The sequence below is a fragment of the Plantactinospora sp. B6F1 genome (assembly GCF_040120695.1).
In the GTDB taxonomy this organism is placed as follows: Bacteria; Actinomycetota; Actinomycetes; order Mycobacteriales; family Micromonosporaceae; genus Plantactinospora.
The window spans coordinates 377,836-391,304 of the sequence record NZ_JBEEAC010000001.1; the positions used below are offsets into that span (position 1 = coordinate 377,836).

6 protein-coding genes are annotated in these 13,469 nt (G+C 72.4%); 4 read left to right on the forward strand and 2 right to left on the reverse strand.

Annotated elements, in window-relative coordinates:
- The first annotated feature begins 87 nt into the window (after positions 1–87).
- Positions 88–6,300 (forward strand): RHS repeat-associated core domain-containing protein, encoded by a 6,213-nt coding sequence (locus tag ABNF97_RS01470; RefSeq protein ID WP_349337372.1) that lies wholly within the window; start codon positions 88–90, stop codon positions 6,298–6,300.
- On the opposite strand, the gene ABNF97_RS01475 is transcribed toward ABNF97_RS01470, so the two are convergent.
- A complete protein-coding gene (locus tag ABNF97_RS01475) occupies positions 6,291–9,311 on the reverse strand; it encodes an AfsR/SARP family transcriptional regulator (RefSeq protein WP_349337373.1) in 3,021 nt (1,006 codons plus the stop codon). The genes ABNF97_RS01470 and ABNF97_RS01475 overlap by 10 nt on opposite strands.
- A 154-nt stretch (positions 9,312–9,465) precedes the next feature.
- Here ABNF97_RS01475 and ABNF97_RS01480 point away from each other — a divergent pair, with 154 nt between their 5' ends.
- The 3 genes from ABNF97_RS01480 (at position 9,466) to ABNF97_RS01490 (ending at position 12,067) form a co-directional block, all read left to right on the forward strand.
- Complete coding sequence (locus tag ABNF97_RS01480; protein WP_130462729.1) at positions 9,466–10,329, forward strand: BTAD domain-containing putative transcriptional regulator; 864 nt, start codon at positions 9,466–9,468, stop codon at positions 10,327–10,329.
- Between the two features lie 84 nt (positions 10,330–10,413).
- A complete protein-coding gene (locus ABNF97_RS01485; protein WP_130462730.1) occupies positions 10,414–10,812 on the forward strand; it encodes a nuclear transport factor 2 family protein in 399 nt (132 codons plus the stop codon).
- Between the two features lie 193 nt (positions 10,813–11,005).
- A complete protein-coding gene (locus ABNF97_RS01490; RefSeq protein ID WP_349337374.1) occupies positions 11,006–12,067 on the forward strand; it encodes a lytic polysaccharide monooxygenase in 1,062 nt (353 codons plus the stop codon).
- Positions 12,068–12,194: 127 nt separating this feature from the next.
- Here the strand turns inward: ABNF97_RS01490 and ABNF97_RS01495 are convergent, their stop codons facing one another.
- Positions 12,195–13,121 carry an SDR family NAD(P)-dependent oxidoreductase gene (locus ABNF97_RS01495; protein WP_349337375.1) on the reverse strand — a complete coding sequence of 309 codons (927 nt, stop codon included), beginning with the start codon at positions 13,119–13,121 and terminating at the stop codon, positions 12,195–12,197.
- Positions 13,122–13,469 lie beyond the last annotated feature (348 nt).

Below are 13,469 nucleotides of genomic sequence, written 5' to 3' on the forward strand. Positions count from 1 at the left end.
GCCGGTATGCGTCGCGATGTGCGCTCCGCTGGACGGGCGCTGCATAGCGTTGCAGGTGTCGATGTCTTGCGAAGCTGGAGGACGGGCATGAGACGTACCCGGGTGATGGTCGCGGCCCTGACGGCGGTCGTGGCGGCCCCTCTGGTCGTACCTGCCGGAAGTGTCGCCGCGGCGGCCCGGCCCCCCGTCGACCAGCTGGCGGGCGCAGCGGCCCGGCCGGCGGTCGAGCGGATGGCGTCGGTACCGGTCGCGGCGGTTCCGGTCCGTCCGGCCGGGCCCGACCCGGCCACCATGGCCGATTCGCGGGAGCCGGTCGCGGTGCGCTGGCCGGCGGCCGGGGTCGCCGAGGTGGCACCGCCGACCCCGCTGACCGGCCGGTCCGCCGCCCAGGAGCCACGCCGGGCCCGGGCTGGCGAACTGCCGGTCCGGGTGGGCGCGCCGGCGGCGGGCGCGGGGCCGGAGCGGGTACGCGTGCAGGTGCTGGACCAGGCGGCGGCCCGGGGGATCAACCTCACCGGCGTACTGCTGAGGTTGCGCCGCGCCGACGGGGTGACCGCACCGGGCCGGGCCACCGTGGAGGTCGACTACTCGGGCTTCGCAGCCGCGGCCGGCGGCAGCTTCGGCACCCGCCTGCGCCTGCTCCGGCTGCCGGACTGCGTGACCGCACCGGCGGCCAGGGCGGCCGACTGCAAGGGTGCCGCCACCCCCGTACCGGGGCGGAACGAGGCCGCCGCCCGGCGGCTCGTCGCCGAGGTCGAGGTGCCCGGCGCCACCGACGCGGTCTACGCGGTCACGGCGGCGGCAGCCGGCAGTACCGGTTCGTTCGCCGCGACCAAGCTGGCACCGTCGGCGACCTGGCAGGTCGGGCTCCAGTCCGGTGACTTCTCCTGGAACTACCCGCTGGCGGCGCCCAAGGTGCCCGGTCCGACACCGGAACTCGCAATCAACTATTCGGCGTCCAGCGTGGACGGCCGGGCCGGCTCCTCGAACAACCAGCCGTCCTGGATCGGCGAGGGCTTCGACCTGGCCACCGGCTACATCGAACGCTCCTACCGGACCTGCCGGGACGACACCGGCGGCTCGGTCGACGCCTCCGACCTGTGCTGGGTCTCCGACAACGCGACCGCCGCCTTCCCCGGCGTCGGCGGTGCCCTGGTCCGGGACGACGTCACCGGCACCTGGCGGGCGCAGAACGACAGCGGCTGGAAGATCGAAAAGCTGACCGGTGCGAACAACGGCGACGACGACGGCGAGTACTGGCGGCTCAGCTCACCCGACGGCACCCGGTACTACTTCGGACTGAACCGGCCGACCGGCTGGGAGTCGGGGCGACCCGAGACCAACTCGACCCAGACCGCGCCGGTCTTCGGCAACCACGCGGGCGAACCGTGCCGGACGTCGAGCGCCGCCACCTCCTGGTGCCACCAGGCCTACCGGTGGAACCTCGACTACGTGGTCGACCGCAACGGCGACGCGATGTCGTACTGGTACCAGCGGGAGACCAACAGCTACGGGCGGTACAACGGCATGCCCTACTTCGGGGAGACCACCAGCTACGTCCGGAGCGCCTACCTGAGCCGGATCGACTACGGGCAGCGGGACGGCACGGTCTACTCCACAACGCCGGGCGCCCGGGTGGTCTTCACCGCGGCCGACCGGTGCCGCAACGCCGGATCGAGCTGCACATCCAGCTCCGCCAACTGGTCGAACTGGCCCGACGTGCCGTGGGACCAGCAGTGTCAGGGTTCCTGCACCTACTACTGGACGCCGACGTTCTGGACCAGCAAGCGGCTCGGCGCGGTCACCACCCAGGTCCTGGTCGACGGCGCGCTGCGTGACGTCGACTCGTGGACGTTGCGCCAGTCGTACCCGGACCCGTATCCGGCCGACGAACCGTGGGGCGAGGAGAACGACGCCTCCCGGTCGCTGTGGCTGGCCGGCATCACCCGGACCGGGCACTCCGGTGGCACGGTCGCACTGCCCGAGGTGACGTTCAGCGGTGTGTCGATGAAGAACCGGCACAACGGCAACTCGGACTTCCCGTCGCTGTACAAGTGGCGGGTCAACCGGATCAACACCGAGACCGGCGGCCAGATCCAGGTCTCGTACTCGGCGGTGCAGTGCGGCGTCGAGCCGTACCTCGCCCCGGACCAGAACGAGAGCCGGTGCTATCCGAACGGGCGGCTGCCCAGCCCGTACGCCGGACCGGACGTCTTCTACAAGTACGTGGTGACCCAGGTCGCCGAGGCGGACCTGGTCGGCGGCGGTCCGACCCGACTGACCCAGTACGAGTACGTCGGCGGCGCGGCCTGGCACTACGACGACTCGGAGGCGACCCCGACGAACCGGCGGGACTGGAACCACTGGCGCGGCTACCAGAAGGTGCGGGTACGCACCGGCAACGCCTCGGCCGGGGTGCAGGGCCTCACCGAGCACCTGTTCCTGCGCGGCATGGACGACGACCGGCTCTCCGGCGGCGGGCGGCGCGACGTGCGGGTCACCGACTCGACCGGGAAGCAGCTGGAGGACCACCCCCGGCTCAGCGGCTTCACCCGGGAGACGACGGTCTTCGACGGCGTCGGCGGGCCGATGGTGACCAGTACGATCAACGACCCGTACCTGACCGCGCCGCTGGCCACCCGGGCCCGGACCGGCAACGACCCGTTGCAGGCGCACCAGCTCGACGTCGCGGTGGTCCGCAAGCGGGCGGCGCTGGCCGGCGGCGGCGTCCGGGTCGCCGAGGAGCACCGCACCTTCGACGCGCAGGGGCGGATCCGGCAGGTGAACGACCTCGGTGACATCGCCGACAGCACCGACGACCGGTGTACCCAGACCAGCTACGCGACCAGCCCGGACCGGCACCTGACGAACCTGCCGTCCCGGGTGCTGAAACTGAGCCGGTCCTGCGACTCCATCCCCCGGTACCCGGCCGACCTGATCTCCGACGAGCGGCTCTACTACGACGGTGCCGCGACGACCGGCACGATCCCGGCCGCCGGCCACACCACCCGGCACGACAAGACCGCCTCCTGGGGTGCCACCGGACAGTCGTTCGTGACCAACGTCCGGGCGAGTTACGACAGTCACGGCCGGGCGGTGCAGACCGTCGACTCGGACGGCAACCGGTCGACCACCACCTTCACGCCGGCCACCGGCGGGCCGGTGACCCGGCTCGTCCGGACCAACCCGCTCGGGCACAGCGAGACCACCTTCCTCGACCCGGCCCGCGCCCAGCCGGTCGCCCAGGTCGACGCGGGCGGCCGGCGCACCGAGGCCAGCTACGACCCGCTGGGGCGGCTGAGCTGCGTATGGGAGCCGGGCCGGCCGCGTACCTCCTGCGCCACCGCCAGCCGGCGGCACACGTACCAGGTCAGTGCCGACGGGCCGAGCGTGGTCAGCACCGCCACGCTGCGCGGCGACGGCGGTTACACCACCAGCTACGTGCTGCTGGACGGGCTGCTGCGGGAGCGGCAGACCCAGGACCCGTCGCCGTCCGGGGGCCGGATCGTCACCGACGTCCTCTACGACTCGCAGGGCCGGGTGGTCCGGAAGAACGCTCCCTACTACCATTCGTCCCCGCCGACCGGCACCCTCGCCACCGCGGCGGAGGAGTCCGTACCGGCGGCGACGACCTACGAGTACGACGGCGCGGGCCGGCCGACGGTGGAGGCGCTGCGCTCGTACGGGGTGGAGAAGTGGCGCACCACGACGACGTACGGCGGTGACCGGGTCTCGATCGACCCGCCGGACGGGGAGACGGCGACGACCCGGATCCTCGACGTGGAGGGGAAGACGGTGGAGCTGCGCCAGTACGCGGGCGGGGCGCCGAGCGGGGCGTACGACGCCACCCGCTACACCTACACCCGGGCCGGGCAGCTCTCCTCGGTGACCGACCCGGCCGGCAACGTCTGGCGGTACGGCTACGACCTGCGGGGCAGGAAGATCAGCACCGAGGATCCGGACGCCGGCACCACCAGCTACGTGTACGACGATGACGACCGGCTGGTCTCCACCGTCGACGGGCGCGGCCAGACCGTCGCGTACGACTACGACGCCGCCGGACGCAAGATCGGGGCGTACGCGGGCAGCCTCGACGGGACCCGGCTGGCGTCGTGGAGCTACGACACCGCACCGGGCGGGGTGGGCCTGCCGGCGAGCAGTACCCGCTACGTGAACGGGCAGGCGTACACCACCGAGGTGCTCGGCTACGACCAGGCGGGTCGGCCGACCGGCACCGCCGTGACCATCCCGGCGGCGGAGAACGAGCTGGCCGGGCGCTACGAGAACCGGCTCACCTACAACGACGTCGGCCAGGTCGCCACGGTGCGGATGCCGTTCGTGGCCGGGCGGAGCAGCCTCGGCGGGCTGCCGGACGAGACGCTGACCTTCGGCTACACCCCGCTCGGGCTCTCCTCGACCCTGACCGGACTGGCCGGCTACGTCACCGCCGCCCGTTACACCGAGCTGGCGGAGCCGCTGGAGCAGACGTCCGGCGTCGCCGGAACGCGGGTGTGGCAGACGTTCAGCTACGACCCGGCGACCCGGCGGGTGGTGCGGGCCCAGCTGACCCGGGAGACGGCGAGCCAGGCTTCGGTCGCCGACCGGCGCTACGACTACGACCCGGCCGGCAACCTGCGCTCGGTCACCGATACCCCGGCGGGCGGGGTGGCGGACACCCAGTGCTTCCGCTACGACCATCTGCGCCGGCTGGTCGCGGCCTGGACGCCGACCGGCGGCTGTGCCGCCGCGCCGAGCGTGGCCGCGCTGGGCGGCCCGGCACCCTACTGGCACGACTACACCTACGACGTGGCCGGGAACCGGCTCTCCGAGGTGCGGCACGCGGCCGGCGGCGACAGCGTGGCCAGCTACACCTATCCGGCCGCCGGCACCGCGCAGCCGCACACGGTACGCACGGTGAACCGGACCGGCCCGGGTGGCCCGGGTACGGACTCCTACTCCTACGACGCCGTCGGCAACACCACCGCCCGGCCGGGGCAGGTGTTGAGCTGGGACGCCGAGGGGCACCTGGCCAGCGTGACCGCCGGCAACGCGGTGACCAGCTTCGTCTACGACGCCGACGGCAACCGGCTGCTCCGCCGCGACCCGGGCGGCGCCACGCTCTACCTGGACGGGATGGAGCTGCGCCTCGACTCGGCAACGGATGCGGTCACCGGCACCCGGTCGTACCGGTTCGGAGGCGAGCCGGTCGCCGTGCGTACCCCGGCCGGGTTGGCCTGGGTCGCCACCGACCTGCACGGCACCGCGGAGCTGGCGGTCGACGCGACCTCGCTGGCCGTGACCGTCCGCCGGCACCTGCCGTTCGGGGAGTCGCGCGGCGCGATCCCGGCGGCCTGGCCGGACGAGCGGGGCTTCGTCGGCGGGCAGCGCGACCCGTCGGTCGGGCTGACCCATCTCGGGGCGCGCGAGTACGACCCGGCGATCGGCCGGTTCATCTCCGCCGATCCGGTCACGGACGTGGAGGACCCGCAGCAGCTCCAGGGCTACGCGTATGCGGAGAACAACCCGACCTCGTTCAGCGACCCGGACGGGCGCAAGACGCAGAAGGAGCAACAGAAGCAGCTCAAGGCCGAGCTGAAGAAGGTGATGAAGCACGCGTTCCGCGACCCGGACGCGCTGCACGACATCCTGACCAAGCTGGTCAACCTGCTCAAGAAGGACCCGGACAGCAAGGAGGTCCGCGCCGAACTCAACAGGATCGCGTCGATCGTCAACGCCGAGGTCGACGACATCTACAAGGAGCTCGGCGCGAAATCGCTGAGCAGCCAGGCCAAGGAGGGGCTGAAGGCCCGGATCGAAACGCTGGCGAACTTCGTCACCGCGCTCGGTGAGCTGGTGCAGACGGTGCTCGGCAAGGAGTTCTCCAACTGGCGGGCCCGGCAGAACCTCGGCGTCAGCCTCACCGCCCGAGGTGAGGCGGGCGCGGCCGGTGCGTCCTGCTCCCGGGCGAACGGGGGACTCTGGGTCTGCGGCGGTGCGAAGTGGACGTTCAAGGCTCGGGAGTACACCCACGGCAACGTCTTCCTGACCAGGCGACCGACAAAGGACGTGCTCAAGGACAAGCTGCTGTTGGCGCACGAGGTCCGGCACGCCACCCAGTGGGCACTGTTCGGTCCGGTCTGGTTCGCGGCCCTCTACACCAAGATGGACAACCTCTCGAAGCGGGCGTACCAGGTCTTCGGCCCGCGCAAGCACGGTAAGCAACAGTGCGCCAACCCCGGTGCCTGCTACAACCCGTTCGAAATGGACGCCAACCTGTTCAACGGCGGGTACTACAGGTGACGGGTTCGGTAACCCGTCTGCGGACCGGCCCCGGGGGCGTGGCCGTGGCCGAGCTTGCCACGGACAGTCTCGGCCTCGGGCCGGCCCAGCCGGTCGAAGATGGTCAACGCCGCCCGCCAGGCCAGGCGGGCGGCGGGCACCGCACCGGCGGCGTACTGCGCGTCGCCGAGCCGGTGCAGGGACTCCGCCTCCTGGGTCCACCGGCCGAGTTCCCGGCACAGCTCGACCGCCTGGCGCAGATAGCCGATCGCCGACGTGTGGTCGCCGAGGAGGTGGTGGGCGTAGCCGAGGCTGTCCAGGGCGCTCGCCTCGCCGCCCCGGTTGCCGTTCTTCCGGTGCAGCAGCAGGGCCTGTTCGCAGTGGTCGATCGCCTCCCGGTAGCGGCCGAGGAGCGCCTGGCACCAGCCGACCGAGTTGAGGGCGCTGGCCTGGCCGTCCAGGTGACCCACCTGCTGGAAGAGCCGCAGCGCCCGCAGGTCGCTGCGGAGCGCACTCTCCGGGTCGGCCTGCCGTTCGGCCAGCCAGCCCAGGCTGCGATGGGTGAACGCCTCGCCGACGGTGTCGCCGAGTTCGCCGAAGAGGTCCAGCGCGCGCCGGTACGCCGCCCGCGCGTTGTCGTGGCGCCGCAACCGCACGTACGCGGCACCGAGGATCCGGTGGGCGTGTGCCTGGGCGGACCGGTCACCGAGGCGGTCGAGCGCCGGCATCACCCGGCCGAAGGTGGTCAGCCAGTCGTCCCAGTGGCCCCGATGGTCGAAGAAGTTCACCAGGGTCCAGGCGAGCTGCCAGGCGGGTGCGTCGAATCCGGTGTCGACCGCCCGGGCGACCACCTCCAGCAGTACGGCGTGCTCGGCGGCGAACCAGGCCAGCGCCGAGTGCTGGTCGGCGAAGTGCTCGGCGACCACCCCTGCCCGGGGCGGCGGGATGGCGATCGGGTCCCGCTGCGGCCAGATCAGCCGGTCGGCGGCGCGGGCCGTCTGCAGGTAGTGGTCGAGCAGCCGGCGTTCGGCGGCCTGACGTCCGTCCTCCGGGTCGTCGCCGGCCAGCTCGACGGCGTACGCCCGTAACAGGTCGTGGCAGGCGTACCGCCCGGGGATCACCTCGGCGACCAGGTGGGCGGCGGCCAACTCGGCGAGGACCGGACGGAGCCGGGCGGCCGGCTCGGCGGCGAGGCTGGCCGCCGCCGGCACGGTGATACCGGCACCGGGCGCCAGTGCGAGCAGCCGGAACAGTCGCGCCGCCGCCGGGCTGAGGGCCTGGTAGGACCAGGAGAAGACGGTACGGATGTTGGTGGTCGGGCTGGTCGTCCGGAACCCGTCCAGGCCCTGGTCGGCCCGGCGTAGCTCGGCGGCGAAGGATTCGAGCGGGAAGCGCGGGTTCCGGGCCGCCCGGCCGGCCACGATCGCCAGTGCCAGCGGGAGCCGGCCGCACCGGCTGACGATCTCCGCCACCGCCTCGGGTTCGTCGGCGACCCGCGCGTCCCCGAGCCGGCGGGCCAGCAACTGCCGGGCCTCCGTCTCGGAGAGCAGATCCAGCCCGACCGGATGCGCGCCGTCGGTGGCGACCAGGTCGGCGAGTTGATTGCGACTGGTGACGAGTACGGCGCAGCCCGGCGACCCGACCAGCAGCGGGCGTACCTGGTCGGCGTCGCGGGCGTTGTCCAGCACCACCAGCACCCGTCGGCCGGCCAGCCTCGCCCGGTAGAGACCGGCCTGGGCCGCCTCGGTGACCGGGAACTGCTGCTGCGGTACGCCGAGCGCGTCGAGGAAGCCGCGGATCGCCTCACCGGGGCCGAGTAGCGGGCCGGTCCGGTCGAAGCCGCGCAGGTTGACGTACAACTGGCCGTCGGGGAACCGGTCCGCCACCGCGTGCCCGGCCTGGACCACCAGGCAGGACTTGCCCACTCCGGGCGGCCCGGTGATGGCTATGGTCTCGGCCCGGTCGGTCAGCTCGGCGAGCCGCCGCCGGATCTCGTCCAGCTCCGCCTCGCGCCCGACGAACCGTGCCGGAGCCGGCGGCAGCAGATGCGGCGCGACCGGTCCGGTGGAGGTCGGCCCACCGGTCCCCGACCTCGCCCCCGACCCCGCCGCTGTTCCGGTGTCGGTGCCGGTGTCGGTGGCGGCCGTGCCGGAGTGGGCCGTGCCGGTCACGGGCCGGGTGGTGGCGGCCGGTGGCTGGGCGGCGGCGACGCCTACCGGTCCGGCCGTCGCGGCGCCGGTGGCCGCGCCCGGCGGCGGGTTGGCCAGCGGGAGGTCACGGCGCAGGATCCGGCGCTGCAACAGCTGGAGATCGGGGGCGTCGATGCCGCGCTTGCGCAGCAGCAGCAGACCGGCCCGGCAGAGCTGGGCAGCCTCGTCGACCCGTTGCTCGGCGTAGAGGGCGACGGCGAGCAGTTGGCGTAGCCCCTCGTCGTAGGGCTCCTCCGCCACCGCGCCGGAGAGCGCGATGATCACCTCGCCGTACCGGCCGAGCGAGGCGAGCGCCTCGGCGTGGGCGAGCCGGGCCGAGCGGTGCAGTGCGGTGAGCCGGGCGACCTCCTTCAGCGCGAACGGGCGATGGGCCACGTCGGCGAAGGCCGGTCCACGCCAGAGCCCCAGTGCGTCGTGCAGTACCGCGACGGCCCGGCCGGTCTGTTCGACGTCACCTGCCCGCAGCAGTTGGCGGGCGAGCGTGTACTCCTGCGCGAACAGGTATGCGTCGATCTGCTCCAGAGCCAGGTCAAGGCGGTAGCCCCGGCCCGACGGGCTGCCGGCGCCGCTGATGATGTCGGCGGCACCGGGGGAGTCCGGCTGCAGCGCCCGGCGCACGTGCGACACGTGACTGCGCAGCGTGGCCGGTGCGCCGGGCGGGACCGCGTCACCCCAGAGCAGTTCCACCATCCGGTGCGCCGGCACCGACGTACCCCGGTTGAGCAGCAGGATCGACAGCACCTCGACCTGCCGTGGCCCCAGCCGGACCGGGACGCCGTCGCGGAGCACCCGCACCGGGCCCAGCACCGAGACCATAAGCATTCCGACCTCGCATTTCGACGCTTTCGCGGCCACGACGCTGGATTCGTTGATGTTACCCGGGGCCTCTCCACGTCTCTTCCACGCTCCCTCCACAGCGGAGGTGTGATCCTGAGCGGGACGTTGCGGTGCGACGGTGGGGGAGGGAGCGGTCGCGATGGAGCTCGCGGTCGGGCTGTTGGGGCCATTGGACATCCGTCAGGACGGGGAGGCGGTCGCGGCCCCGGTCGGCAACCGGCGCCGGATCCTCGCCCTGATGCTGCTCGACGGCGGCACTGTGTCGCGCACCAGGTTGGCGGCCGAGTTGTGGGGGCGGGATGCGCCGCGGTCGGCCCCGGCCAACCTGCGCACGTACCTGTCCGGGCTGCGGGCGTGGCTGGCCGACCGCGCCGACCTGGTACGCGAGGGCGCCGGATGGCGGCTCGTCCCGCCGTCCCGGGTACGGCTCACCGTCGACGTGACCAGCTTCCAGGCCGAGCTGGCGCAGGGGCGCCGGGCGGCCCGGTGCGGTGATCTGGTGGCAGCGGGCGGGCACCTGCGCCACGCCCTCGGGTACTGGCGGGGCGCGCCGTTGCAGGACGTGCCGCAGGGAGGCCCGTTGGGCGCCCGAGCCGCCGTACTGGAAGCCGAACGGTTCGCCGCCACCGAGGAGTACGCGAGCGTGCTGGTCAAGCTCGGGGAGTACGAGGCGGCTCGGGCGATGCTGCACGAGTTCCTCGGCGACCATCCGCACCGGGAGCGCGCCTGGGGACAGCTCATGGTGGCCTGTTACCGCAGTGGTGACCTGGCGGGGGCGCTCGCCGCGTACCGGAGCGCACGGGTCGCGCTGATCACCGGGTACGGGATGGAGCCGGGCGCCGAACTGGCCGCGCTGCATCGCGCGATCCTGCAACGCAGGCTTCCCGTCGGCGCGAACCGCGCGGCCGGGTACGCCTCGGACGACCCGCCGAACCGCCATCCGTCCCGGCAGGTGGTGCGGCGGCGGGCAGCGGCCGGATCCCGGAACCCCGGGCCCGGGTAGTCGGGCTGTCACGCGTCACCCCGCCGACTGTCGTACGCCCGTGGTAAGAACCGGGCCGGAAATTCGCGCGGGAGGGGACCGAGCATGGACGTACGCGACGCGGCCAGACGATGGGCGACGGCCTGGGCCGAGGGCTGGCCGGTGAAGGACGTCGAGAGGATCGTCGCTCTCCAGGCCGAGGACGCCGACCACTGGGCGTCGATGTTCCGTCCCTACCGGGGGCGGGCGGGATTGCGCAGCTACGTCCAGGAGTGCTTCGACGAGGAGACCCGGCCGGCCGAGGTCTGGTTCGGCGAGCCACAGGTCGACGGCGAGCTGGCGGCCGTGGAGTACTGGGCGGTGACCTACCCGAACGACGAGCCGCTCACCATTTCCGGCTGCACGTTGCTGCGCTTCGACGAGGAGGGCCTGGTTGCCGAGGCCCGCGACTACTCGCATGTCAAGCCGGGGCGCCTGCTGCCGCCCGGCGGACTGTTCGGGTGAGGAAAGGCTCAGCAAGAGATTCACTTTCCTGGATGTGTCCAGTAGGATCATCGCGGGAGCCACCGAGCCAGCGCGGGCGGCACAGTCGTCCGCCCGCGCCTGTCGAATTCGTCATCTTGGTCGGCGCGTGTTTCCCCGCGGGCCAGGGCATCCCGTCGAGTGACGCATGTGTCGGCGGAATGCTGGAGCACTTATGAGAGCCTCACGAACAGCCCGCCGTCTGATCTACGCCGCGGTCGCGATCCTCGCCACCGGGCTCACGATGGTCGCGGTCAACCAGGCCGGTCCGGCCTCGGCGCACGGGTCGGTCACCAATCCGCCGTCGCGGAACTACGGATGCTGGGAGCGCTGGGGTGACGACCACCTCAACCCCAACATGGCGCAGACCGACCCGATGTGCGCCCAGGCCTGGCAGGCCAACCCGAACACGATGTGGAACTGGAACGGCCTGTTCCGCGAGAACGTCGGCGGCAACCACCAGGCCGCCGTCCCGGATGGACAGCTCTGCAGCGGTGGCCGTACCCAGGGCGGGCTGTACGCCTCCCTCGACGCGGTCGGGGCGTGGGTCGCGAAGCCGATGCCGAACAACTTCACGCTGACGCTGACCGACGGGGCCCGGCACGGTGCCGACTACCTGCTGATCTACATCACCAAGCAGGGCTTCGACCCGACCACCCAGCCGCTCACCTGGGGCAGCCTGGACCTGGTGCTGCGTACCGGCAGCTACCCGACCACCGGGCTGTACGAGGCCCAGGTGAACGCGGGCAACCGCACCGGGCGGCACGTCGTCTACACCATCTGGCAGGCGAGCCACCTCGACCAGCCGTACTACCTGTGCAGTGACGTCATCTTCGGCGGTGGCGGCAACCCGACCACCCCGCCCCCGAGCACCCCGCCGCCGAGCACTCCGCCGCCGAGCACCCCGCCGCCGACCACTCCGCCGCCGACCGGCGGTGGTGGCTGCACCGCGACCTACACGAAGACGAGCGAGTGGACCGGCGGCTTCGGCGCCCAGGTCACCGTGCGGGCCGGCAACGCCGCGATCTCCGGGTGGACGGTGAGCTGGAACTGGCCCAACAGCCAGAGCATCTCCAGTTCCTGGAACGCGTCGATAAGCTCGAACGGTTCGTCGGTGACCGCCTCGAACGTCGGTCACAACGGCGCGTTGAGTGCCAACGGCTCCACCAGCTTCGGGTTCAACGGATCCTGGAGCGGCACGAACACCTCACCGACGCTGACCTGTACGGCCAGGTAGCACCGGCTCCGACGACGGGGATGGCGCCGGCCGGCGCCATCCCCGTCCGGCTCGTCGCCGGCTCGCCCCCGCCGGCATCCTCCTCCGGGCGACCGGGCCGGACGACGGCGCCCCCGGACCACAACCGTCAGCAGGTCATCTCGTCGCACATCCGCCACAGCCGGTCGGCATTCTCCGGGTCGATCGCGTAGGCGGCGACGGAGGAGGCGAGTTCGGCCTCGTCCGTCGGCGAGACGGTGACCGGCCGCGCCTCGGCGCAGTCGTAGAAGTAGCGGCCGGTGACGTTCTCCAGCAGCGGTGAGGTGGCCAGCAGGACCGAGGTGGCCGCTCCCTGCTGCGGGCTCTTCTGCAGCTCGACGGAGACCCCCAGATCACCGCCGATGTACTGCTGCAGGCCGGTGGCGATCGCACCGGGGTTGAGGGCGTTGGCGGTTATCCCCCGGTCGGCCCAGCGGCTGGCGGCACCGACCGCGAAGAGCGCCACGGCGGTCTTGGACTGCCCGTACGCCAGTTGCGGGTGGTATGGCCGGGAGACGTAGTGGATGTCGTCGAAGACGACGGGGGAGAGGTGGTGGGCGCTCGAACTGACCGACACGATGCGGGCGCCTTCAGCCCGGGCCAGAGCGTCGCGCAACCCGACGGCGAGCAGGTGGTGGCCGAGGTGGTTGACGGCGAACTGCTCCTCCCAGCCCTGCGTGGTCCGGTGCAGTTCGGGCAGCGCCATGACACCGGCGTTGTTGACCAGGATGTGCAGGGGCCCCTCCCAGCCGTCGACGAAGCTCCGGATGGACGAGACGTCGGTCAGTTCGAGGCGGGCGACGCGGATGCCGGCGTTTCCGGTCGACGAGACGGCACCGGCGGCCGCCTGGGCGGCGGCGTCGTCCCGGGCGGTCACCGTCACCTGCGCTCCGGCGCTGGCCAGCGCCCGCGCCGTCTCCAGACCGATGCCGGAGACGCCTCCGGTGACGATGGCCCGGCGCCCGGACAGGTCGATCCCGGCGATGATCTCCGCGGCGGTGGAGTGCCGCCCGAACGGTGTGACGATCCCTGCCATGATCCGTCTTTCGGTTGGTTCGGTCCCGGGAGGCCCCGCCGAGCAACCGTCCGTGCCTGCCACAGCACCCGCGCCCGGTGCTGCGCGGCAGGCCGCCACGATCCGCGAGGTAGTGCCGGTTCCGGTCGCCGCCACTCGTCGCTCCCATGATCGTCTGCCCCTACCGGCGTTCGCATTCCCGGCGGACACCACTTCAAGCGCTGTCGACGACCTCGACTGGCACACCGCGGCCAGCCGGGTGGATCGGACCGAATCACGGCTGCGGGCGATATGTGCCTGACCAGACAGCTATGTGAGGTTCTGCTCCCTATCGTGGCTTCTATGGCGGCCGGCTTGCCTGATAGCCGG

Coding starts and splice junctions, on each gene's coding strand:
- ABNF97_RS01470 (WP_349337372.1), top strand. CDS start 88: ATGAGACGTACCCGGGTGATGGTCGCGGCCCTGACGGCGGTCGTGGCG.
- ABNF97_RS01475 (WP_349337373.1), bottom strand. CDS start 9,311: ATGCTTATGGTCTCGGTGCTGGGCCCGGTGCGGGTGCTCCGCGACGGC.
- ABNF97_RS01480 (WP_130462729.1), top strand. CDS start 9,466: ATGGAGCTCGCGGTCGGGCTGTTGGGGCCATTGGACATCCGTCAGGAC.
- ABNF97_RS01485 (WP_130462730.1), top strand. CDS start 10,414: ATGGACGTACGCGACGCGGCCAGACGATGGGCGACGGCCTGGGCCGAG.
- ABNF97_RS01490 (WP_349337374.1), top strand. CDS start 11,006: ATGAGAGCCTCACGAACAGCCCGCCGTCTGATCTACGCCGCGGTCGCG.
- ABNF97_RS01495 (WP_349337375.1), bottom strand. CDS start 13,121: ATGGCAGGGATCGTCACACCGTTCGGGCGGCACTCCACCGCCGCGGAG.